We start from the raw sequence: 22,339 nt of genomic DNA, 5'->3' as shown, positions 1-22,339 counted from the left end.
CGGCCCAGGACTGCGTTCTCGTAATTTTGAAATCCTCGACGTAGCGCTGCTACGCCTCCGGTTTCGAAAACCCTGCGGCCTTGATCTGAACCTCAATAACCCTTTTGTACAAAGAAACTGAATAACTATTCAATGATGGGATTGTCACGGGCAGCCTGGAATTTTTCCAGCTGCCCGTTGTAGTAGGCGCGGTTGGATGTGGCCGCTTCCAGTGCGGCCTCGGCGGCCTCGATGGCTTCGGCGACGCGTCCATTGATGTAAAGGCTTTCGGCCAGGGTGTCTAAAACGTGCGGAGACCGTTCGATCGCCGCCGCCCTGGAGGCCAGTTCCAACGCCAGTTGCGGGTTGCGGTAGACCGGGTTTTCGCAGGTGGCCAGCAGCCATGCAAAGTTGTTCAGCACGATGGCGCTGGACGGGTCCAGGTCCAGGGCGGTGCGGTAGGCCGATACGGCCTGTTCGTAGCTGTTGCGGCCGAAATACAGGTCCCCCAGCATGCCGTAAAGGCCGGCGTTGCCCTCACTGTCGCGCCGAATCTCGTTCTGGATGGCCGTTTCAAAGAATTTTTCATTGAGCCGCTTGCCCGTCTGGCCGAAGTTGAGCTGGTAGCCGGCAACGCCCACCACCAGCATGGCGGCCACATAGATGGCCATGCTGGCCCGCACCTTGTGGTCGTGGCGTCGAACCCAGCTGCGGTCGGCCTCGCAACGTTCGAGAAAATCCACCCGTTGCCGGATGCTGAAGTGGTGCCAGTTGGGCTTGTCTGCCGAATGACCGGATACGGCAGCGATTTTTTCAAACGTTGAAATCAGCGGTACCGCATTTTCAAAAAGGCTGTATACAAAGGCATCGGCCTGGCGCTCGAAGTTGCGCATGAAATAGCCGAAGACGAAGCGGAAATAGACCAGGAAATTGAAAATGATGGCCATGCTGAGCAGTCCGGTCGTGACGGTGGTGCGGCTGATGCCGGTCAGGAACACGAAACGGTAGACCGGTTCGGAAAAGATGATCAGGTAGACGATGAGATCGAAGGTGGCATAGGCGATGATCATATAGCCGATAAAGAAAAACAGGTAGAAAAGCAGATGCCGCTTTTTGACGTGACCGACTTCATGGGCGATGACGGCGTCGACTTCCTCGGGGGTCAGGATGCGCAGCAGGGCGTCGGTGACGAGGATATAGCGGAACCGGCCCACCAGTCCCATCACCCCGGCAGTGATCATGCGGCCGCCGAAAATGGGCCAGTAGAGGATATCCGCATATTTCAGATCCGCCCGCCGGCAGAGGGCTTCGATGCGTCGGCGGAAATAGCCGGCTTCCAGGGGCCGGCAGCGCCAGAATTTCTGGATGATCAGCGGGCCGAGAACGGCAACGGCAAACAGGAAAATAAAAAAGTAAGCCGTTTCGCCTTCCGGGGAGGTCAGCACCCGGCGGGGCAGGTTGAAGGGCAGGGCCAGAATCAGGTCGGCGATACCGGAGAGCAGCAGCCAGGGCAGCAGCACGGGAACGCTGAATGCGATATTGGAGGCCACATAGGCGTTGCGGGACAGGTCCGCCTGATAGATCCGCCGGTAGGCTTCATGGGCGTTGAACCAGACAACGGCCAGGTAGCCGACGAACAGGGCCATGAATATCAGCGCTTCTACGGTGGGGATGGCTTCGAACAGCCGGAAACCGGTAAAGAAAGAAGACAGGTTGAGCCCGTAGATATCCACGGCGAACAGGGCGACGGCCATGATGGACTGGCGGGTCACCGCAGATGAAAACTGCCGGTCCAGTTCATCGTGGCGCCGGTTGGCGGCCAGACCGGCTATACGGGTGAACTGTCGCCTGGAAACGATGAAAAAGAGCAGGACGGTGATGACGAAATAAACCAGCGTGTCCAGTGGCGGGAAGTTGGTCTGGTCCGACGGTTGGTAGGTGGAATAGACCAGCAGGGCAACGATGAAATAGATGAAATTTCCGAACATGGTGTCAGCGGTCCTGGCGGGATGGCATCAGGGGGTCGTCGTTCCTTTCCTGCCACCGGATGGAGACGCCTTTTTTTGGGGTTGGCGATAGTAGCGGTCTTTCTCGCTGTAGATGCAGCCGCAGTATTGCTGACGATACATGCCCAGCCGGCGGGATTCGTCAATGCCGGCTTTCCAGCCGTCGCGAAAATCCCGGTAGTAGAAGGGCACGCCCACCGATTTTCCCACGGCCTCGCCGATGGCGCGGATCTGCTCATGCTTCTGGAAACGGCTGTAAAGCAGGGTGGTGGTAAACCCGTCGAATTTGCCTTTTTTGGCGAAATTGGCCGTGGTGGTCAACCGGTCGTGGTAGCAATAGGTACAGCGCTCGGCCTCGCGGAAGGCCACGTTGCGCAAAAACGCCTCCAGTTCATAACCGGGCTGATAAATCATCTTCAGGGCGATGGAATCGGCGTAGGTCCTCAGCGTTTCCTCCCGCCGCAGGCACTCGGTAAAGGGGTGGATGTTGTTGCGATAGAAAAAGCCCATGACCTCATGGTGGTCGTCGCGCAGTACCCTGACCGGGTGGATACTGCAGGGGCCGCAACAGATGTGGATCAGCAGTTTCATTGGCGGGGTCCGAAAATGGCGGTGCCGATGCGAACCAGGGTGGCGCCTTCGTCGATCGCCACCTCGAAATCGCCGGTCATGCCCATTGAAAGTTCATCCATGCTCACGCCGGAGATCGCCTGGTCGGCGATGCGGACGCGCAGGCGGGCCAGCTCACGAAAAAACGGCCGGGCCTGTTCGGGTGCGTCGAAAAAGGGGGGCATGGTCATCAAGCCCTTTACGCGGATGTTTTCCAGCCCGCTGATCCGGGTGACCAGGTCAACGGCCCCGGATTCTTCGATTCCCGATTTGGACGCCTCACGGCTGATGTTCACCTGGACGAGGATCTCCTGCACCTTGTCGTTCTTGCGCGCTTCTTTGTCCAGCGCCCTGGCCAGCTTGAGGGAGTCCACCGAATGGATCAGGTCGAACATGCGAACGGCGTACTTGGCCTTGTTGGATTGCAGGTGCCCGATGAAGTGCCACTGCACGGGGCGGTCATACAGGGCATTGAATTTGTCCCGGGCTTCCTGGATGTAGTTTTCACCCAAAATGGCGGCACCGGCATCGATGGCCCGGGCCACGAGGTCGGCACCCCTGGTCTTGCTTACCGCCACCAGGCGGACACTTTCGGGTTCACGGCCGCAGCGGACGGCTGCGTCGGCGATGCGTTTTCTGATCCGGTCCAGACCTTCCTTCACACCGTGAGTCCTTTCGCGTTGGCTGCGTTCATGGTTACGACGCCCATCCCCAGCAGCGCCTCGATCACCTCGCACACCGGCAGGCCCACCACGTTGGTGTAGGACCCGTTGATCCGCCGGACCAGGAAGGTGCCCATCCCCTGGATGGCATAGGCCCCGGCCTTGTCGAAGGGTTCACCGGTCTGGACGTACCAGTCGATCTCGTCCGGGGTGAGGTTCTTGAACTGCACTTCGGTTTTGACTGCGTCACAGACGCAGGCCGCCTGGTTTTTGCAGACGATGGCATAGCCGGTAAATACGCAGTGGGACTGACCGCTCAGTTTTTCCAGCATATGCCTGGCGTCATCCGGTGTTCCGGGCTTTCCCAGAACGGAGCGGTCGATGGTCACGATCGTGTCCGCACCGATGACCCAGCTGTCCGGATATTGCCCGGCAATTTCATCGGCTTTGGCCTTGGCGAGGGTTTTGACATAGTCGGCAGGGTCTGTTAACTGGACCGAATCCTCATCGAAGGTGCCGGGGATCACCGCGAAGGTCAACCCGGCCTGTTCAAGAAGGTATCGCCGACGGGGGGACTGGGAGGCCAGGATCAGTTGTGGATCTGTAATCATATCTTTCAAACCGATTGCAAATGAAAATGTTTTCTACCAAATGCCATGCAGAATAACAAGGATCAAAGGGACCTGTCCCAAAAGCCCAGCCGTTTCTGGATTCTCGGTGCCGGCCGTTTCGGGCGGATTGCCGTAGAGCGGATCACCCGGCACATACCCGGTGCCTCTCTGACCGTGGTGGACGACAAACCGTCCACGATCAGGGGGCCCCACATCCATGTCATCCGCGAGGAGGGCATTCAGTGGCTGTATCACGGGCTCAAGGCGGATCAGCCACCGGTGGATATGATCGTTCCGGCCATTCCGATTCATGTCGTTTATGAATGGTTGACGCTTAACCTGCAGACAATGTTTGAAATACAGCCGGTAGAGATTTTACCATCATGGCTCTGCCGAATGCCGAATGCCTTGCGGGGGAAAGCCGGTCAGGCCTATGTCAGTCATGCCGATTTCATCTGCCCGGACAACTGCCCTGAACCGGAAAAGATATGCACCCATACGGGAAAACCCAGGCCCATGGACCTGTTTCGGCTGCTGGGGACGCTCGATTTCGAGGAGGCCCTGCCCATCGTCATCCGCAGCCATCAGCTGCTGCCCGGCGTGGGCGGCATTTACCCCGCAGACCTCAGGGCCGCAATGGACACGGCCTGCAGGAACAGTCACCGGCCGATGATGATCGCAACGGCCTGTCGTTGTCATGGCGTGGTGAACTTCATGCGCCTGGAAAAGAAGGCTCACCTAACAGGGCCCTGCTGAGCCATTTTCTTGACATTTCACCAGATACCCGTTATTAGCTGCCTCACAGACCTTGACCGCACAAGCTAAAGATTCCGCAGGAAAAAATACCGATTGCCTGGGTGGCGGAATTGGTAGACGCAAGGGACTTAAAATCCCTCGTTCTTAAAGGACGTGCCGGTTCGATTCCGGCCCTAGGCACCATTTTAAAAGGGGTTTACGGAATACCCAATCTGTAAACCCTTTCCTGTTTGTTTTTTGCCCATGGACCTGTTTTGCTGGGTGGCCGCCAGGCCGGTGGCACCGGGAAAAACGCCTGGTCTGCGGGCTTTTTCCAGTTTGCCGGTTTCCCCGGTCGGACACGGCGGCACGATTGAGTTGCCAATGAGATTGTGGTAGGAACGCACCTCTGGGCCCAGGGCATCTCTGATTGACCGGCGTCCCCCCTGCCGGGGGCGAACCGTTCCCGGAGAGCACAGCTTAACCCAAAACCTAATATGACCCATACGAATATGAAAAAAACCTACGACTTAAATGTGCTCGAACGAACCTCCATCATCACCCCGGACCAGCTTCGCGAAGAATTCCCGATGACGGAGAAGGCGACCCAAACCGTTCTCGACGGCCGGCAGGATATCAAAAACATCCTGGACGGCAAGGACAGCCGACTGCTGATCATCACCGGGCCGTGCTCCATTATCAGCAGGCGACAGGCTCTGGAATACGGGCAGCGGCTGGCCGGTCTGCAGGAGAAGGTCAAAAAAAATATTAGGTTGGTCATGCGGGTGTATTTTGAAAAACCGAGAACCAACGTGGGCTTCAAAGGACTCATCTCCGACCCCCATATCGACAGGAAATCTTTCGACATCGATGAGGGATTGCGCAAAGCCCGGAAAATATTGATGGATCTCAATGAGATGGGGGTGGCCGCAGGAACGGAGATCTTGAGCCAGACGGCGGCCGAACGCCTCTCCGGCCTGATCACCTGGGCCTGCATCGGCGCCCGGACCACCGAATCCCAGAACCATCGGGAATGGGCCAGCGCCTTTTCCATGCCGGTGGGGTTTAAAAACGGGACCGACGGGAACCTGGATACGGCCATCAATGCGCTCCTGGCGGCTTCCAGTTCACAGGTCTTTGTCGGAAACGATCCTTTCGGGGTCACCTCACGGGTCATTTCGCGGGGCAATCGATACTGCCATATCGTGTTGCGGGGCGGCAAACGGCCCAACTATGATCCGGTGAGCATCGGCGAGGCCTGCGATATGCTGTCCCGGCATCCGTCCCTGCAAAAATCCGTCATCGTGGACTGCTCGCATAAAAACAGCGGCAAGGATTACCATAAGCAGGGAGAAGTCTTCAACCACCTGCTGATCCAGCGGGTCGGCCATACCAACGGCGTTCATATCAAGCCCAACCGGGCCATCTGCGGCATGATGCTGGAGAGCAATATAGAGGCGGGCAGCCAGCCCTTTGTATACGGTGAAACCCGAAAAGAAGACCTCAACCCGTTCGTTTCCATCACGGATGCCTGTATCGGCTGGGACGAAACCGAAGCCCTCATCCTTGCCGCCCATCAGCAGCTTTAAAACCGCATCAGGGAATACGATTGGGACGGAACATGTTGTCCAGGTAAAACGGATCGTCAAAATGCCGCCGGCCGACAAAGGCCACGGCATGTTTTCCCCACTGGCGCATGGCTCCCGGCGACAGAACCCCGGTGGGCCAGAGGATAAACCGCTCCAGCCGTTCGCTTCCCGGAACGATGCCATATCGGTTGAACATGCTTTTGCGGTTGCCGTTCGTCTGCGGCAGACGGTTCAATTGATCATAATCCTCCAGATGGTAGGCGACGGCTTCGGATTGCCCCCCCCGGGGCAGGGGATAGAGGTGGGTCACATCGTGGGTCCGGGGCGCCATGGCCACGACCATCCATTCCTTTGAACCATCTATTTCCCTGGCGTTGAAGATCAGGGGCGGCTCGGCATAGGCCGCTGCCTCAAGGGCCCGTAAGCGGCTGGTGGGATAGGCCTTGTAGTAGCAGCCGCAGTTATGCATGGTTTCGTAGAGGATCGGTTTCCCGGCCCTATCCAGCGTGACGCGGTAATTGAGTCCGTCGATCGCCCCGCCGTAGATATCGAGCACACCGTTTTTGGGCCGGGAGGGAAACCAGATGACGTAGTTGAGCTGGGTTAAAACGGTCTTGTCGAAACGGGTGAACGACAGGCGGGTGTAGGTTTGCGGAACGCCGGTATCCACATGGATGCGGCCGTCAGCGGTCCACTCAGGCGTGCCGATACGGTCGAAATCGCCTTGGGCCGGCACTTCCCATAGCGGGGCATAGGTGCGAAAGAGCAGCCTTCGGTCGTCGTCGGGGTAGACGGGAATACCCAGCGCATCGCGTTTGGCATGGCCAACGATACGATGAACCGGCCCGGGTTCGGGTTTTCCTGCCGGGGCGTAACGGACCGCTTGCCGGGCGGCGGGCGGCCTGGCGGAAAACCGGGCACGTGCCTCCGCATGCCATTGGGCGACACCCCGTGATACGAAAATATCGGTGATCTGCGAAATCACAGGAATCCGTCGAAGGGGGATGTATTCATCCCGGGCCGCGGCATTTTGTCGCAGCCAGTCCCGGCTCCCGGCATTAGACAAATCAGCGTTTTTCATCAGGCTGCCGCAGGTCGTGACCTTGTCGAAGAGGGCCTTCCGGCCATTCACTGGCGATAGGACGGCGATGATCGATGCCGGCAGGCTGGCAATTTCCATCCGGCGCGCCGATTGATCGAGGGACTGCATGCGGTCGACCCAGGCCGAAAAGGCACGGCTGTCTTCCACCCCGTTTTGGAATGAGGCGGTGAACCGGTCCGTCCGCAGGTAGGGATACTGATCTACACGGGTGTACCCGGCATTCACCGCATCGGACATGGCAACCTGCCGGTCAAGGCCGGCAAAAAAATCGGCGCAATCGCCTAAAGGGCCGGATGCACCGACATGCATGGACCGGGTCGGCGTGGGCCACACGGCACAGCCGGCTTGAAGGAGTATCCACAGCAGCACGGGCACCATGGATCGAACCACGGCTGGCCGCAGCCATCGACCGGCTGACTTATTCCGGGTTGTCATTGGCGCCCCCGTAGCGATCCTTCAACCGCAGTGCCGTGGCCTGCTCCCACCTGGCCGTGTAATCCAGAAAATCTCTCATGCCCCCCTGCCACGGATAGTGCGCCCAGAATGAAGCCCCCCAAAAATCAAAGAAAGCGACCTGGGTGACACGGGTGGATTGACCTTCAGCAGCGAGTTGGATGAATCCATAATGATATCTCTGCTGGCACTGCTCCGGGTTCAGAAGCAAAAAGTCAAGCCGATGGACCGCCGGGGAAAGCTCGGTCTGCCATCTGAAAAAGACGTCCGGCCCGTAGGAATACTTGTTTTCGGTAATCGCGGTGTTGCCCGCTTGGGAAATGAAGCGGTGATCGCGGATGAATTTATTTTCAATTAAAAATGCGTTGTCGAAATCGGTTTTGAATTTCCAGTAAACGGCAATGGGGACGTTGACCCGATAAACGAGCTGGTAGCCTTGTCCACCGGGGCGTTGAGGACCAATCCTTTCTATCTTCACCGCATCGGTTTCCGGTAATTGCCGACCGGCTGGAAGTTTGTCGGGGGAGCACATCGATCCATGGCCGGAGAACAGGATCGTCGCCATGATGGTCGCTAAAAAGACGGTTGTATGACCGGTCCGGTGTTTCAAAATGGCCCCCATTGCGCCCTGCTATACGGGCAGTATCGCTGAAATGGGGGCTTCCGTCAAATGGGTGCATGGGTGAATGCTGAAGACGTTGGATACACCGGCCGGACGATCGCGTCGGAGCTTTGGAAACTGTTTTGGTCGCGAATTTCACGGCTGGATCGTGAAGACGTTGCATAACGGTTGCGCAGGTATTAGCTTTAGTCCGGTACCCAGCTGGGCAATCGTGTGCAGTATGGAACCATGGGTATTTTGAAGCTATTCATCTACCCTCCTCCTTGGGCAGGCCCGGATCCAGGCCTGCCCTCCTTTTTTTGTACCCCCTTCGGAAAGCCTCCTGCCACCAGAAAATTTAACGGTTCGCCCGGATAAATGAACTTTTTCCAGGCGGTGGTGTCTATTGTTTCAAACCACTGCAAAGGAGGCTGAACATGAAAACCGGAAAGGCATTGACTATAGCAGGCATCGCGGTTGCCAGCGTTTGTCTGGCGGCCGCCTCAACCTGGGCAGGGTCAAAACAGCGACATCGATGGGAAGGGGTGGCCATTGGCGTCGGGGCGGCGGTTGTCGGCAGTGCCCTCATCAACCACCATGCATACGGATATCACGGTGGGCCGCCGGTGGCATTTTCCTTCAACTACCGGGACGGTCACCGACATGCCCCAAGGCATTTCGGTAAATGGAAGCGCCACCACGGGCCTCACCACAACCATTGGCGGTCACGCGGACACCATTACAAGGGTGCCCCCCGCTATGGAAACCGCCATGGCCGTGGCGGCTCAAAACCCTGGAAATGGCATGGCCCGGGATCGCCGGGGAGGCAGGGACGCCATCATGGCGATCGTGACGGGCGGCGGAGGTAATGCCCATCTCGAAAGGATCAGCCGGCCGGGGTGTCCACGGGATCCATGCCCCGGCCGGTAAAAAAGCTTAGACATCCACGATCGGCTGATTTATATTGACGCCCGTCTGGCACCCGGTGCTATCCTGACAGGCGCCAGACGGGCATCGACCCGATGCCATGCGAAGGACGTCGGTTAACACCATAAAAATTCTCTTTTTATAGCGTGCAGGAGGAGATTCGAGGCGATGAAAAAAATGATCCTGATCGGGATGATAGGAATGTTTGTATTGAGCGGTTGTGCCGCCCCCCAGACCAAAACCGGCAAGGGCGCCGCCTACGGTGCCGCCGGCGGCGCGGTGGCCGGTGCCGTGCTGGGCCAGGCGATTGGCCGGGATACCGAGGGAACCCTTATCGGTGCGGCGGCCGGTGCTGCCGTGGGCGCTGCCGCGGGGGCAGGCGTCGGCCAGATGATGGACCGGCAGGAGGCGGAAATGCGTGACGCCCTGGCCGCTTCCGAAGCGGCTGCTGTCAGAAGGGAGGGGGAACTGCTTGCCATTACCCTTAAAGGGGATGTCAGCTTCGATCTGGATTCCGATGTCGTCCGTCCCGGCCTGTATAATGAACTGGACCGAATCGCCCAGATCATGATCAGGTATCCCCAGACCGCCATTCTTGTGGAAGGCCATACGGACAGCACCGGCTCTGAAACATACAACCAGCAGCTTTCCGAACGGCGTGCCAACAGCGTCAGGAACCTGCTGGTGCAGCGTGGTGTTCAGACCCGGCGGATCAATATACTCGGCTTCGGCGAGAGCCGGCCGGTGGCGACCAACGCCACACCGGTCGGGCGGCAGATGAACCGCAGGGTGGAAATCCGCATCAATCCAAACGCCCAGGGATAATCGACCCGATCCAGCAGGCATAGGCCGGAAAAGCACGGGAGGTGATGGCGCACCCGTGCTTTTCTGCACTGGGCGGGACGCCAAAAATTCATTTGACCGGGATTGGAAATCCATCTATTATCCAACCTCTTTTCCGGCTTGCTAAAAACGCACAATCGACCCCTTGTCATTCACCGGTGGTGCGTCTTGCTACCGAGGATCAGGATGACGCAGGTTCCTGCCGCTGCCTTAAAACCTAAAAACACTGAACTTTTTCCTTTGACCGGTGTCTAAAACCATACAAAACAGAATCGTGCATGACGAGGAACTGGTCTTAAGGCTGCAGCGGGGCGATGAATGGGCGTTCCAACTGCTGGTTCGCCGTTTTCGCAGGAAGCTCTTTTCCATTGCCTTTGGAATCACCCTCGATGCCGAAGAAAGCCAGGACATTGTGCAGGAAGTTTTTCTGCAGGTCTATCAAAGTGTCGGTAATTTCAGAGGGGATGCCTCATTGACCACCTGGCTGCACCGCATCACGGTCAACCGCTGCCTGAACTGGAAACGGCGGTGGGCGCGGCGGTTCAGATGGTTGCACGTCACCTCGGACGACACCGACGATCAGCAGGGGAAAGCGCTCGAAAGCGATCTGCCCTCTCCCGAAAACCGGGTGGCCGGCGCCCAGACCCGTCAGCAGATCGACGATGCCCTGAAGAAGCTGCCGGAGCAGACCAGAACGGTTTTCGTGCTCAGGGAACTGGAGGGCCTCTCCTACGAAGCGATTGCCGATGCCGTCGGCATCAAACTGGGAACGGTGAGATCCCGGCTGTTCAATGCGCGCAAGCGGCTCAGGGAGATCCTGCAGCCCTTGATGGAGGACGAAAAATGACCCAGCCACCTGGAAACGACTGCGATGGCGGCCTGCTGGATCGATATCTGGACGGTGACCTGGATGCCGCAGAAAAGGCCCGCATGGCGGCCCATCTTGAGCATTGCCGGACATGTCGGCGTCAGGCGGATGCCATGGTCGCTTTCTCGCAGGATTTCCACGACCGGATTGAACAGGCCACCGATGCGGTGGATTTTATGGCCCTCGAGAAACAGGTGCTGACCAAAGCCCTTCGGCAGCATCGTTCCCGGGGCGGTTTCTCCACGTTTCGGGCCTCATTGAAATACGCGATTCCGGCTGCCGTCACCGCCTGCATCCTGATTTTTTTCGCCTATCCCACGTTCGTGGCCAAATCATCGCCGGCACCCAGCGCAATCATAAACTCTTTTACAGGATCGGTGTCATCTGTTATGATTTTCGAAACTCCCGAAACGCGACAAACCATACTCTGGTACAATGAAGATCCGGACGTGGAAAGTGATCAAAATGCGGTTTAGATACTCCTGTGTGCTGGTGTTTGCTGTATTGATGCTTTCCTGGGTCGGCGTACCCGGATCCCTGATGGCCAAAGAAAGCTGTCGGATCAGCGTTGAGACCATTCTCGCCGCGCGCCAGGACACCGTCGTCGATCCGCAACTGGCGCGGTACATCGGTGAATTACAATCCATGTTTAATTACACCTCCTATCGCCTGCTGGGCAGCGAACGCCTGACCCTGCAATCCGGCCAGTCCGGCATGGTGTCCCTGCCCGGGAACCGGCGACTTAAAATCACCCCTCACAAGATCAGCGGCAAGCGGGCGGACATCGGGCTTCAGATGATGAAGCGGAAACGGACCGTTTTTCAGACCCAGATCCAACTCCTCAACCGGGGAAGCCTTTTTGTCGGTGGTCCCAAATATAAAAACGGCAACCTCATCTTCAAAATTTCCAGCAGCCATTAAGGGCTGCGGACAGACCTCAACGGCCATCCCGGCCCCATTCGCGGCAGACTCGCCGGTGCCTCTTGCAGCCGGTTTTTTTTACAGGTCCCGTGCCTCAGGGTGAACTTTTCGTCCCTTACGGTGTCTAAGGGAGTAAAACAACGCGAAAGGAGATTCACCATGGGTACGAAAAAGCTGCTTGCCGGTCTGGTTATCACCGTTTTCACAATGACCATGCTCCCGTCACCCGCCCTGGCAGGCGCCAAACAGAGACACCGCTGGGAGGGGGTTGCCATCGGGGTGGGGGCCGCGATACTGGGTCATGCCATCTACCAGGCCCATCAGGCGCAACGTTCGCCGCAGGTGGTTTATATGCCGCCAGAACCGGGGCCGCGTTCCCATGCCGGCGCCCGGCATCGATGTGGCCATTGGGAATGGAAGAAGACCTGGGTGCCGCCCACCTATGAAAAAATATGGAATCCGGGCCACTACAACCGAAAAGGCCGCTGGGTGCCGGGGCACTGGATGAAGGTGAAAACCAACCGCGGTCACTGGACCAGGGACCGCATTTGGGTGGCCGGCAGGTAAAGGCCGTCCTGCAACCGGTCGGATCCTGACGCCGGTAACGCCCATCCCCCGGAGCAAGGCCGTTCCGGGGGATGGGGCTGGCACGATGGGGGCAATATGTGAAAAGTTTACCACAATGTGGTAATTCTTTCTTCTCATTTTTGACCGACTGTGAATCTGGAAAATTTAAATTTTCATTAATATCAATTAGAAAAGGTTCATTCTTCAGTGCTGGCATAACTTATGCTGATTTCTCCATTGAATGCGCCGTCCTGATGATTGCCAGGCATGATGCCCCCCTTTCGGGCAATCGATCAACACGGGGGCTCCAGGAAGGAGGCCTGTCGATATGAAACCTTTCGAAATCAAAAAACAAAACCGGAATCTGGAAGTGGTGGCGAAAATTGCGGACAGCATGGTTCAGGAATACGGGTGCCGCATCAGATACGACAAGGAAAACGGACGGGTCGATCTTGTCGGCGAGGACTTTTGCAAAGCGGTCGTCGAAGAGGTGGTCAACGAGATGCGTGAGGATTGAGTCTCCATCTGACGCGGTGTCTTCACCCCCTGCCAATCCTTTTTAAATGAAATTGCAAAATATGGCCCGGGCTGTTATTTTGCCGTTCGTCTTTAATCTTTTTCCCGATGGACCCCGTCGCCGGCAACCGGCGATCTGCTTACCGGAAACACAATCCATGGGTGTTGACCTGTATTTCAGCAATCAACTGGCGCCCCTGGCGGAAAAGTTGCGCGACAACTTGAAGCCGGGCGGCACCGGTGCAGATATTCTGGAACCACCGGTGGTGGTCGTTCCCAATATGAACCTGTCCAAGTGGATCAAGCTCACCCTTGCCCGCCAATCAGACATCTTCATGAATGTGGAATTCCAGTACCTGGAAACCGGATTGTGGCAGATGATCCGGTCCCTGGAACCTGTTTCGGCCCCCCCATCCGATCGGCTTGACCGTGATACCCTGAAAATACTGCTGTTTTTCATTCTCATGGCACCGGATCGGGAGGCGCCGGAACTGGCCCCGATCAACCAATACCTTTGTCCGGCAGGCGGCGGGATGTGCAGCGATCTCGAAATCAGATGCTGGCAGCTCGCCGAGGAACTGACCCGATTGTTCCAGGAATATGAATATCACCGCTCGGACATGATCCGGGGCTGGCTGGCCGGCGACCCGCCGGAGGATGCCATGGAAGGCTGCCAGCGATGGATTTACCGAAAGATGTATTCCCTGAAAGACCAGCTGGGCCGGTTGTCCGGCCGTCCGCTTCGCTCCATGGCCGACTATGCCCGGGAGGTATTCGCTTCCGATGCCGCCGGGCGCCGGGATCGCGGCCCCAGGCCTGCTCGGGTTCATTTTTTCGGGCTGTCTCAGATATCCCCATTTCATTTGCAGCTGCTGGCCCGGCTCAGATCCTATTTTGACATCCACATATACAGCCTCAACCCGTCGCGCGAATATTGGGAAGACATCAAAACCCCCTTTGAAAAAAAATGGATCCGACGGCAAAAGGTCAGCGGCCTGAAACTCAGTGATGCGGAATGGTCCGCAGGCGATCTTTTTGCGGAACCCGAGCATGCCCTTTTATCCGCTTGGGGCAAGCCCGGCAGGGAAAGCACCCGCCTGCTGTGCCAGCTGACCGATTACGATTTTCATGCCGGCTTTTCCGAAATCCCCGAACCGGACACGGTTCTCGGTGCCATCGGCCACAGCCTGCTCACCCTGGAGAGGCCGGCTTCGGCCCCATTTCCGCTGGCCCAGGATACGTCTTTGCAGATCACGGCCTGCCCGGGCATACGGCGTGAAGTGGAAACCGTCTACCACAGCATCCTCCACAACCTGGAAGCGGATCCGGAGCTGTGCATGACCGATATTGCCGTGATGGTTTCGGACATGGCGCGATACAAGCCCGTGGTGGACTCGGTGTTCAGCCGACGGCCCGACCGGATTGCCTATAACCTGGTGGATTCGAGTGCCCGGACGGAAAGCGTTTTTGCCCAGGCCGTACTGGCGGTCATGGACTTGTCCCGGGGGCGGTTTACCCGAAAACAGGTGTTCGACCTGCTGCGAAACCCCTGTGTGATGCATCGCTGGGACTACGGGCCGGAGGCATTGGCCGTATGGATCGGCTGGGCCGACGCGCTGGGCATTTTTCACGATTTTGAAGCGCCGGCGGCTCCGGATGAAGCGGTCCCTTCGGGGGGGCTTTTTTCCTGGCGGCAGGGGTTGGAGCGCCTGCGGATTTCCCGGATCATGACCTGCCCGGATGCCGTCGCCGGTGACCCCTACCGCCATTTTAAGGGCCTGGTGCCGTTTGCGGATATCAACACGGGCGACGACCGGCTTGTGGAGAAATTCTGCGGTTTCGTGGAAGCGCTGGCCGGGGCCGTCGGAGCCCTCACGATGGCATCCGCATCGGCGCACGCCTGGCGGGAGGCCTTTTTCCGTGTGCTGGATCAGTTTACTGCGATTTCAGCGGACATGCGCGGCGAGGAGGCGGTGTTTCAATCCCTGGTCAGTGCCTTTGACGATTTTGTGCGCTACGATACCCTGGCACAGGTGCAGCCCGGCCGACCGTTGACCGCCGATGCGCTGTGGGCCTTTGTGAGATCTCACCTGGACGGGATCACCGGCGGGCAGGGGGACTACCTTACCGGCGGGGTGACGGTTTCCGCCCTGATGCCCATGCGCCCCATTCCCTTCAAACTGGTCTACGTACTGGGTTTGGAAGAGGGCCGTTTTCCCGGACGGGTGACCGAAAGCCTGCTGGATTTAAGGGCCAGAAAACGGCGCATCGGCGACATTACCCCCGCCGAGCGCAATCGTTATCTGTTTCTGGAAATCCTGGTATCCGTGCGCCACAAACTTTACCTGAGCTATGTGTCCCGTGATCTTCAAAAGGACCGTGACCTGGCGCCCTGCTCGGTGGTTCACCAGCTGCGGCGGTTCGTGGAGCAGGAGGTCCTGGGCGGTCAATCCTTCCGGGTCTGCCGGGTTCCCATCAAGGCGGACAGTCCGGTTTACCTGACGCCGCCGGCCGCTGGAGACGGGTCGGATGTAGTGGTCAACCACAGCAGTGTCCAGCGGCTCAGCTGCTATCGCCGCAGCGGACTGTGGGATGCATTTGCGCATCAGGCCACATCCGCGGAAATGGAGCGGGCGGCCCGGTACGATCCGGATTTTTCGCTGCCGGACGATTCGCCGGACGACGCCCTCCCCGAAGCCGTCGACCTGACCATCGGCCTGCTCCGCCGCTTTCTGCTGGACCCGGTGGCGCTGGTCGGGCGCTATCACCTGGGCATCGGTGAGCAGGCCGACCCTACCGCCGAACTGGCTGAAAGGGAGGACGAACCCCTATCGTCCGGGTTTCCCGTCGATTATCAGCTGCGCACGGCACCGGTGCAATCCTGGCTGAGGTCCCAGCTGGATGGATCATGCAGCCAGCCTTCTCCGGCACCACTGGCGGCGGAATTCGAATCGGCGTATGCCGATTTGACCCGCAAGAGCAGGACCCCGTCCGGCGCCTTTGCCGTGCATGACCGGTCCGTATTGAAAAAGGAGGTTCTGGCGCTCGGCGAATGCCTTTTCCCTTTCGTGGCACAGATGCGCTCGGCCCGGCGGTTTTTTTCCGCCGTGATTGTCGGGTCGGCCATGGATGATTTCGTTGAGACCGGCGATACCCCGCTTCGACTGGATCCGGTTTCAATCGATCTTGCCGGCCTGGATCCCCGCATGTATCCGCAGCGCGTCCGGATCAGCGGGAGTCTGCCATGGGTCTGGCAAGGCAACGATGAGGCCTGGCACTGCCTGGTGACCACCGGGTCCAACAGAACCGCCAAGAACCCGGACAAGTACGTGATCGGCCCCCTGCTGACCCTGTTGGCCGCCTCTGCAGGCGGTGGACCGGTGCCCTGGTCCGACACCCAGCCGATGACCGTACATATCATTTACCGGGCGCACGTGCTGGATCTGACATATACGCTTGATCGGGGGCGGTCCGCAGCCTACCTGGCCGGGCTGGCCGGCGACTTTTTCAGCCCCTCGCCGCTGGTGTGGCTGCCTTTCGAAACCATTTTTGCCAACCGGGACCTGCGATCATTGGTCGCTCAGGATGAGATCGACGATGCCGGGCGCAGGGCCTTTTACCAATCTCTGGCCGAAAGCCTGCAAGAGGAGGCGGATGTGCACGCCGAACTGGCCGGGGCGACCCTGACCACGGATATTCTGGATCGGGCCCGGCGGCGTTTCAGGGTGTTTTTACCATGACGGACTCACTGTCTCCGGCATTTCATCCGATCGAGGACATCAATCGGCTGGATCTTTCCCGGCACGCCCTGGTGGAGGCATCTGCCGGGACGGGAAAGACCTATACCATCGAGAACCTGGTGGTCCGCCTGTTGAAAGAAGACCCCGACGTCGGACTGGAGAATATTCTGCTGGTGACTTTTACCGAAAAAGCCACCAGCGAACTGAAAGTGCGCATTCGCCAGAAAATCGAGCAGAGTCTGGACCATGATCCGGACCTGACCGATATGGCCCGGCAAAAGCTGGGGGAGAGCCTGGATGGGTTTGACAATGCCGCCATCTATACCATCCACGGTTTCTGTCACACCCTGTTGAAGGAATTTCCTTTTGAAACCGGAAGCCTGTTCGTGCAGGAGGTGGTCGACGACGCCCCCCTGCTGGGGAAGCTCCTGCACGAAGCGATGCGATCGGATTGGCCGCATCGATACGGCCACCGCCTGGAAACGCTGCTGGCCCTTTCCAACTATTCAGCAGGTGCCGACGCGTTTGTGGAAACCGCCACCGCATTGGCGCAGCGGCTGTCCGGTGATCCCTCCCGCGAAGAGGTGATTCCCGATCCGGCCACACTGGATGTGGACAGCCTGTGGCAGGCGGCTGAAAGGACGATACTGGCGCTCAAAGACCTGGTGGGGACGCCGCCCCGGCTGGCTGACGGATACGGACGGCTCAACATCAACAAACGGTCCCGGGCCGCTATCCTTCGCGATATGGTGGTGCCCCTCGAACAGGCGCTGGAAACCGTTGGACCCGGCACCTGCCGGCTCGTTGAGTTCCAGGCGGTGGTCGCCGCCTTTGGGGCGCGCCATTCATCCGGCAGACGCAACATCGACCGGCTGGTCCCTGAAAAATGGTTGAAGGCCGGGGACAACCTGCATGAATGCCCCCACCTGGCGGCCATCCGTGATCGGCTCGACACCTTGATCCGGCTGTTCAGCGACCTTTCCCACGTGTTGATGCTGAATTCCGTGGACCGATTGCAAAAGGACGCCAGAGAAACCAAAACGCGAAACGGGTGGCTCAGCTATCAGGACATGCTCAGCCGGGTGGCTGATTTCCTGGACGGCGCCGGTGCGGACGACGGCATCCGGAAAATTCGCAACCGCTACCGGGTCGCTTTCGTGGATGAGTTCCAGGATACCGACGATGTGCAATGGCGAATCTTCAGCCGTCTTTTCCTGCATGATGGCCACGATGCGCCGGACAATCGGCTGTTTTTGATCGGTGACCCCAAACAGGCCATTTACGCTTTTCGCGGCGCCGACGTATTCACCTACCTGGAAGCCCGACAGCGGATGGCCAACCTGGCCGGCAAGGGCCGGGCCAACCTGTATGACCTGAGGGTGAACTGGCGCAGCACCCCGGAACTGGTGGACGTCTTCAACCGGATGTTTGGCCAGGCAGACTGGTTTGGCACCCGGGAAAACCGGGGCCCTTTCGACATCGGATACGCACCGTCCGCTTCCCCGGATTCGCAACCGGGGCCCTGCGAGACCGGCTGCGACCGGTCGAAGCGCCCGCCGTTCAATATCATCGACCTGACCTCGGCCAAAAGCCATGCGAGCGCCAAGCGCCTGCTGGCTGAAACCATTTGCCGGGAGATCCGCTATCTGGTGGGGCAGGGGGGCATCCGCATTGCCGACGGCGAGGGGCGCGACCGGGCGCTGCATTTCGGCGATATTGCGATCCTGGTGAGAAGCCAGTCGGAATTTGCCCTGATCGAACCATTGCTTGTTGAATCGTCGATCCCCTTTGCCTATTACCGTAAGCCCGGCCTGTTTCAATGCCGCCAGGCCCATTGGCTCAGCATGGTGCTCCGTGCGGTCTGGACGCCCCAACATGCCGCCACGGTTCGGATGGCCCTGCTGACTCCTTTTTTCGACATGTCTCCGGCGGGCCTGGGAGCATGGCGCGAACTGCCGGCGGCGCATGCCAGTCTGCGACTGCTGGAGCGCTGGCACGCCGATGCACGGGACAGACGCTGGGGGCCGCTTTTCCAGTCGGTGATGGAAGACTCCGGCCTGACACTGCGTCACTGCACGGATGCCGGCTGGGAGCGCACCGAAACCAATCTTCAGCAGCTGTTCGATTTTCTGGAAGAGGCGGCGTATTCCCGGAACCTGGACGGGGGCGGCTTGGTGGCCCTGCTGGACAGCCTTCGCCTGACCGGCGTCGGCGCCGGACCCGACGCCGACATACACCAGATCGAAGACGAGGGCGACAAAGTCCAGATTCTGACCATGCATGTCAGCAAGGGGCTGGAATTCCCGGTGGTTTTTATCGCCGGCGGATTGACCGTACGCAATGACAGCGGATTGCAGGTATATCACGCCCTGGATGCCGGGCGCCCCGAGAGGGTGTGCCGGCGGGTGATCGACCTGACGGCGGCCACCGGCCGGGAGCAGGCGGAAAAAGAGAATATTGATGAAAATAAACGCCTATATTATGTGGCATTTACACGAGCACGGCTAAAGCTTTACATTCCTTATTTTCCCGACGGCCGAAACTATGGATGGCTGGGGCCGGTTTGCCGGTTCGTCTCAACCAGTGTCGAACAGGCATTTAAAAATGCCTCCGGTGCGCTGCCCTCCGGTGCGTGGCACGACGCCGGCAGCACGGCCCCGTCGCCCCATGAGCGGACGCGCCGCGGGGACGACGGAACCAAGGCCCGACTGAATTTGCCGACCGGCGCACTGCTGCCCGGTACGAACGATTTCCGGGGCCGGAAAGTCTCCCTGGAATCCTTTTCCAGTATCGGCCGGTGGATTCGCCGGTCGCCTGTCGGCCATGACCACCAGCCGGCTTCCTTCCGCCTCGTTGACGGGATGGGGCACGAGGACGACGAACCCGCTGCAGCCCCATCGACCGGACCGGCGGACCCGGACGTGTCCGACGGGCTTCCCGGGGGCGCGCGCATGGGGTCCATGTTTCACCATATTTTTGAAAACATCGATTTTCAGACCGTGGTGGCGGGGCCCACGGACATTCTGGCTCACGATGCTTCCCGAAACATCATTCGATCGGCCATGGCGCTCTACCGGATCGAACCGCTCTGGACGGCGCCGATCGCACGGATGGTCGCCGCCACCCTGCGCATGCCCATTGACCTGGATGGCCGTTCCCTGGTCCTTGGACGCCTGACCCCGTCCCGGCGGAGGCACGAAATGGAATTCTATTTTCCCCTGGCGACATCGGAGCCCGGTGGGACGCCGGTACCCGGGTGCACCCTGTCGGCCGGCCGCTGCCGGGAGATGATGATCCGTGGGTTTGTCGATCTGGTTTTTAGATGGCAGGGCCGGTATTGTATCGCTGACTGGAAATCCAACCGGCTGTCGGGAGGATATGGACAGGACGACATGGCCGGAGAGATGGCCGCAGCCGGCTACGACCTCCAGTACCAGTTGTACACCGTCGCTGTTCTGAGATGGCTCAAGCACCAGCTTGGGGACCGTTTTGACCCCCATCGCCATTTCGGCGGGGTATTTTACCTCTTTATCCGGGGCATGGGGGCAGGGGGGGCAGATGGTGTCTTTCATGTTCCTCCGGAACAACTGCTGCCTCTGGAACGCCTCCAGGAAATCATAAACCAACAGATCGCGGGGATTCAATGGTGAACGGGTTAAGCGACCCCCAGATCGACAGGCTCCGACGTTTCGGCATCGCTGCGGGAAGCACCGGTGCGACGGCCCTGCGATCCCTGTTGGCGGACCTGGATCTTTCCGACCTGGACCTGATGACCATCAGGGACCTGGCCCGCTACGGACCTGAACCTGACGATGGGGGGCTCGTCGCCATGCTGGGCCTGATGTTTGCGGCCCTTGGGGAGGGCAGCCTTTGCCTGGATCTGGACATGGACCGGTTGCGGGAGCACCTGCTGAAAGCTGCCGATCCGGCCGTGACCGCATGGGTTGCCCGATTTATGCGTCGTCTGGAAAATGGCGATTACGATGCCCTGATCGACCGGGCCGGCGGCGGCTTCAAACCCCTGGTGCTGGACGATGCCACCGGTCACCGGTTGCTGTATTTTCAGAAATTTCATTTTCACGAACAACGCCTCAAGCAGCGGCTTTTTTCCTTTTTGTCGCATCCGGGCGGCCGGAAGCTGTCCGATGACGCCATCGTGACGGCCATCGATTCGCTATACCGGGACGAGGCGGTTATCCGCAAAGAGGCCGGTGGCGACCCGATCGTACGGGACCCCTGCCAGCTCGAGGCCATCCGGGCCGCCCTGAAGGTCCCCATCCTTGTGGTTTCAGGCGGGCCGGGAACCGGGAAAACCTCCCTGCTGGTGAACCTGCTCAGGGCCATGGTGCGAACCGGTACCGACCCCTCGCGGATAAAGCTGGCCGCCCCCACGGGACGTGCCGCGCAACGAATGACGGAGGCACTGGTCGCCAATCTTGCCACCATCGCCGTTCCCGACAGCGGTGACCGGCGCCTGGGGCAATTGAGTGGATCGACCCTGCACAAGCTCCTGGTCGTCCGCAGTCGAAACGGCGGTTTTCTTTACGGCGCCCGGCGTTCCATTCCGGCCGAGGTGGTCGTGCTGGACGAAGTTTCCATGGTGGATGTGGTCATGATGGACCGGCTTTTTCAGGCCATCGATCCGGATCATACCCGCTTGATTCTGCTCGGTGACAAGGATCAGCTGCCTTCGGTAGAGGCGGGGTCGGTGCTGGCAGACATGAGTCCGGACGCCGGCGGCGCCTTCGTCCGGCATTTTGTGGTGTTGCGCAATGTCTACCGCGCTTCGGGGGAACTGCTGAAACTGGCACAGGCCATCAACAGCGGCCGTTCGGTGCCGTTGCGCCCCGTGGGTATGGGCCACGCCCTAAATCTCAAGAGCGGGCAATGGGCCTTTGTGTCCGCCGGAGACGGGGATGTGATGAACCGTCATCTGGACCATTGGGTCATGCACCAGTATGTGCAGAAAAAAGGTGCCGCTGACAGTTACGTGGACCTCGTCAACCGGCTTGGCCGGCCGCTGGACCCACCGGAAGCCATCCACGCGGAAGAACGAAACGAGATGCTCGCCCTGCTTTTTGACCATGCGGTCCGATGTCGGATATTGACCGTTCTGCGTCACGGCCGCACCGGCGCACGATCGATCAACGACCGGATTGCCGCCGGCCTGCGCCGGATCCTCGATCCAGGCCGTCCACCCGAAAGCCGGCTGTTCAATGGTGCCTTGCTGATGATTACCCGCAACGACTACACCCGCGACCTGTACAACGGTGATGTGGGGGTGGTGCTGCGTCAGGCGGACGGCAGCTATCGGGCTGGATTCAAACGCGCCGGCGGGGTGGTGTGGTTTCCCGCCTCTGCCCTGTCCGACTGGGACCTTGCTTTTGCCATGACCGTCCACAAAAGCCAGGGTTCGGAATTTAACGATACGCTGCTGTGCCTGCCCGACGACGCGGGGCACCGCCTGCTGACCCGCGAAATCATTTACACGGCGGCCACACGTGCCTCCCGGCGGCTGATTGTCTATGGGACGGCGGCTGCATTCCAAACGGCCCTGAAACGGAAAGTTCAGCGACAATCCGGACTGATGCACTGACGCCGGGGTGACAG

18 protein-coding genes and 1 tRNA gene are annotated in these 22,339 nt (G+C 59.2%); 13 read left to right on the top strand and 6 right to left on the bottom strand.

Annotated elements, in window-relative coordinates:
- Positions 1 to 125: 125 nt before the first annotated feature.
- Genes DSCA_RS05340 through DSCA_RS05325 form a run of 4 tightly spaced genes read right to left on the bottom strand, consistent with a single transcriptional unit; the run spans position 126 to position 3,867 of the window.
- Entirely contained in the window at positions 126 to 1,967 is a 1,842-nt protein-coding gene (locus DSCA_RS05340; RefSeq protein ID WP_155315441.1) for a M48 family metallopeptidase, read from the bottom strand.
- Positions 1,968 to 1,994: 27 nt separating this feature from the next.
- Positions 1,995 to 2,576: an epoxyqueuosine reductase QueH gene (locus DSCA_RS05335; protein WP_155315440.1), complete on the bottom strand. Its 582-nt coding sequence runs from the start codon at positions 2,574 to 2,576 to the stop codon at positions 1,995 to 1,997.
- Positions 2,573 to 3,256 (bottom strand): YggS family pyridoxal phosphate-dependent enzyme, encoded by a 684-nt coding sequence (locus DSCA_RS05330; protein WP_155315439.1) that lies wholly within the window; start codon positions 3,254 to 3,256, stop codon positions 2,573 to 2,575. Before DSCA_RS05330 ends, DSCA_RS05335 begins: the two co-directional genes overlap by 4 nt.
- Positions 3,253 to 3,867 (bottom strand): Maf family protein, encoded by a 615-nt coding sequence (locus tag DSCA_RS05325; protein WP_155315438.1) that lies wholly within the window; start codon positions 3,865 to 3,867, stop codon positions 3,253 to 3,255. The genes DSCA_RS05330 and DSCA_RS05325 overlap by 4 nt, the downstream gene beginning before the upstream one ends.
- Positions 3,868 to 3,912: 45 nt before the next feature.
- On the opposite strand from DSCA_RS05325, the gene DSCA_RS05320 reads away from it, so the two are divergent.
- From DSCA_RS05320 to DSCA_RS05310, 3 genes are all read left to right on the top strand, one after another.
- A complete protein-coding gene (locus tag DSCA_RS05320; protein WP_155315437.1) occupies positions 3,913 to 4,623 on the top strand; it encodes a potassium transporter in 711 nt (236 codons plus the stop codon).
- A 95-nt stretch (positions 4,624 to 4,718) separates the two neighbouring features.
- A tRNA-Leu gene (locus DSCA_RS05315) sits at positions 4,719 to 4,806 on the top strand.
- Positions 4,807 to 5,114: 308 nt separating this feature from the next.
- Complete coding sequence (locus tag DSCA_RS05310; protein WP_155315436.1) at positions 5,115 to 6,191, top strand: 3-deoxy-7-phosphoheptulonate synthase; 1,077 nt, start codon at positions 5,115 to 5,117, stop codon at positions 6,189 to 6,191.
- Between the two features lie 7 nt (positions 6,192 to 6,198).
- On the opposite strand, the gene DSCA_RS05305 is transcribed toward DSCA_RS05310, so the two are convergent.
- Positions 6,199 to 7,728, bottom strand: coding sequence for a hypothetical protein (locus tag DSCA_RS05305; RefSeq protein WP_155315435.1), 1,530 nt, complete (start codon positions 7,726 to 7,728; stop codon positions 6,199 to 6,201).
- Positions 7,712 to 8,368 carry a hypothetical protein gene (locus DSCA_RS05300; protein ID WP_155315434.1) on the bottom strand — a complete coding sequence of 219 codons (657 nt, stop codon included), beginning with the start codon at positions 8,366 to 8,368 and terminating at the stop codon, positions 7,712 to 7,714. The genes DSCA_RS05305 and DSCA_RS05300 overlap by 17 nt, the downstream gene beginning before the upstream one ends.
- A 642-nt stretch (positions 8,369 to 9,010) precedes the next feature.
- On the opposite strand from DSCA_RS05300, the gene DSCA_RS05295 reads away from it, so the two are divergent.
- The 10 genes from DSCA_RS05295 (at position 9,011) to recD (ending at position 22,325) form a co-directional block, all read left to right on the top strand.
- Positions 9,011 to 9,277: a hypothetical protein gene (locus DSCA_RS05295; RefSeq protein ID WP_155315433.1), complete on the top strand. Its 267-nt coding sequence runs from the start codon at positions 9,011 to 9,013 to the stop codon at positions 9,275 to 9,277.
- A 165-nt stretch (positions 9,278 to 9,442) separates the two neighbouring features.
- Positions 9,443 to 10,099, top strand: coding sequence for an OmpA family protein (locus tag DSCA_RS05290; protein WP_155315432.1), 657 nt, complete (start codon positions 9,443 to 9,445; stop codon positions 10,097 to 10,099).
- A 292-nt stretch (positions 10,100 to 10,391) separates the two neighbouring features.
- Complete coding sequence (locus DSCA_RS05285; RefSeq protein WP_167527614.1) at positions 10,392 to 10,964, top strand: sigma-70 family RNA polymerase sigma factor; 573 nt, start codon at positions 10,392 to 10,394, stop codon at positions 10,962 to 10,964.
- Positions 10,961 to 11,461 carry an anti-sigma factor family protein gene (locus DSCA_RS05280; RefSeq protein ID WP_155315430.1) on the top strand — a complete coding sequence of 167 codons (501 nt, stop codon included), beginning with the start codon at positions 10,961 to 10,963 and terminating at the stop codon, positions 11,459 to 11,461. The genes DSCA_RS05285 and DSCA_RS05280 overlap by 4 nt, the downstream gene beginning before the upstream one ends.
- Positions 11,451 to 11,906 carry a hypothetical protein gene (locus DSCA_RS05275; protein WP_155315429.1) on the top strand — a complete coding sequence of 152 codons (456 nt, stop codon included), beginning with the start codon at positions 11,451 to 11,453 and terminating at the stop codon, positions 11,904 to 11,906. Before DSCA_RS05280 ends, DSCA_RS05275 begins: the two co-directional genes overlap by 11 nt.
- A gap of 159 nt (positions 11,907 to 12,065) precedes the next feature.
- Positions 12,066 to 12,473 (top strand): hypothetical protein, encoded by a 408-nt coding sequence (locus DSCA_RS05270; protein ID WP_155315428.1) that lies wholly within the window; start codon positions 12,066 to 12,068, stop codon positions 12,471 to 12,473.
- A gap of 328 nt (positions 12,474 to 12,801) precedes the next feature.
- Positions 12,802 to 12,990, top strand: coding sequence for a hypothetical protein (locus DSCA_RS05265; protein WP_155315427.1), 189 nt, complete (start codon positions 12,802 to 12,804; stop codon positions 12,988 to 12,990).
- A 157-nt stretch (positions 12,991 to 13,147) separates the two neighbouring features.
- Positions 13,148 to 16,729, top strand: coding sequence for an exodeoxyribonuclease V subunit gamma (locus DSCA_RS05260; RefSeq protein WP_167527613.1), 3,582 nt, complete (start codon positions 13,148 to 13,150; stop codon positions 16,727 to 16,729).
- Positions 16,726 to 20,379: a UvrD-helicase domain-containing protein gene (locus DSCA_RS05255; RefSeq protein WP_155315425.1), complete on the top strand. Its 3,654-nt coding sequence runs from the start codon at positions 16,726 to 16,728 to the stop codon at positions 20,377 to 20,379. Before DSCA_RS05260 ends, DSCA_RS05255 begins: the two co-directional genes overlap by 4 nt.
- On the top strand, positions 20,373 to 22,325 hold the full coding sequence (gene recD, locus DSCA_RS05250) for an exodeoxyribonuclease V subunit alpha (RefSeq protein ID WP_155315424.1): 1,953 nt from the start codon (positions 20,373 to 20,375) through the stop codon (positions 22,323 to 22,325). The genes DSCA_RS05255 and recD overlap by 7 nt, the downstream gene beginning before the upstream one ends.
- Positions 22,326 to 22,339: the final 14 nt, after the last annotated feature.

Origin of the sequence: Desulfosarcina alkanivorans, assembly GCF_009688945.1 — a bacterium.
Taxonomy (GTDB): Bacteria; Desulfobacterota; Desulfobacteria; order Desulfobacterales; family Desulfosarcinaceae; genus Desulfosarcina; species Desulfosarcina alkanivorans.
Note: the sequence above shows the minus strand (reverse complement) of the source record. Positions and strands in the feature narration are given on the sequence as shown.

Excerpts from the sequence above, each read along its gene's own strand:
- recD (WP_155315424.1), top strand. The coding sequence starts at position 20,373 with ATGGTGAACGGGTTAAGCGACCCCCAGATCGACAGGCTCCGACGTTTC.
- DSCA_RS05280 (WP_155315430.1), top strand. The coding sequence starts at position 10,961 with ATGACCCAGCCACCTGGAAACGACTGCGATGGCGGCCTGCTGGATCGA.
- DSCA_RS05275 (WP_155315429.1), top strand. The coding sequence starts at position 11,451 with ATGCGGTTTAGATACTCCTGTGTGCTGGTGTTTGCTGTATTGATGCTT.
- DSCA_RS05310 (WP_155315436.1), top strand. The coding sequence starts at position 5,115 with ATGAAAAAAACCTACGACTTAAATGTGCTCGAACGAACCTCCATCATC.
- DSCA_RS05305 (WP_155315435.1), bottom strand. The coding sequence starts at position 7,728 with ATGACAACCCGGAATAAGTCAGCCGGTCGATGGCTGCGGCCAGCCGTG.
- DSCA_RS05270 (WP_155315428.1), top strand. The coding sequence starts at position 12,066 with ATGGGTACGAAAAAGCTGCTTGCCGGTCTGGTTATCACCGTTTTCACA.
- DSCA_RS05320 (WP_155315437.1), top strand. The coding sequence starts at position 3,913 with ATGCAGAATAACAAGGATCAAAGGGACCTGTCCCAAAAGCCCAGCCGT.
- DSCA_RS05300 (WP_155315434.1), bottom strand. The coding sequence starts at position 8,368 with ATGGGGGCCATTTTGAAACACCGGACCGGTCATACAACCGTCTTTTTA.
- DSCA_RS05265 (WP_155315427.1), top strand. The coding sequence starts at position 12,802 with ATGAAACCTTTCGAAATCAAAAAACAAAACCGGAATCTGGAAGTGGTG.
- DSCA_RS05255 (WP_155315425.1), top strand. The coding sequence starts at position 16,726 with ATGACGGACTCACTGTCTCCGGCATTTCATCCGATCGAGGACATCAAT.
- DSCA_RS05335 (WP_155315440.1), bottom strand. The coding sequence starts at position 2,576 with ATGAAACTGCTGATCCACATCTGTTGCGGCCCCTGCAGTATCCACCCG.
- DSCA_RS05340 (WP_155315441.1), bottom strand. The coding sequence starts at position 1,967 with ATGTTCGGAAATTTCATCTATTTCATCGTTGCCCTGCTGGTCTATTCC.
- DSCA_RS05260 (WP_167527613.1), top strand. The coding sequence starts at position 13,148 with ATGGGTGTTGACCTGTATTTCAGCAATCAACTGGCGCCCCTGGCGGAA.
- DSCA_RS05295 (WP_155315433.1), top strand. The coding sequence starts at position 9,011 with ATGCCCCAAGGCATTTCGGTAAATGGAAGCGCCACCACGGGCCTCACC.
- DSCA_RS05290 (WP_155315432.1), top strand. The coding sequence starts at position 9,443 with ATGAAAAAAATGATCCTGATCGGGATGATAGGAATGTTTGTATTGAGC.
- DSCA_RS05325 (WP_155315438.1), bottom strand. The coding sequence starts at position 3,867 with ATGATTACAGATCCACAACTGATCCTGGCCTCCCAGTCCCCCCGTCGG.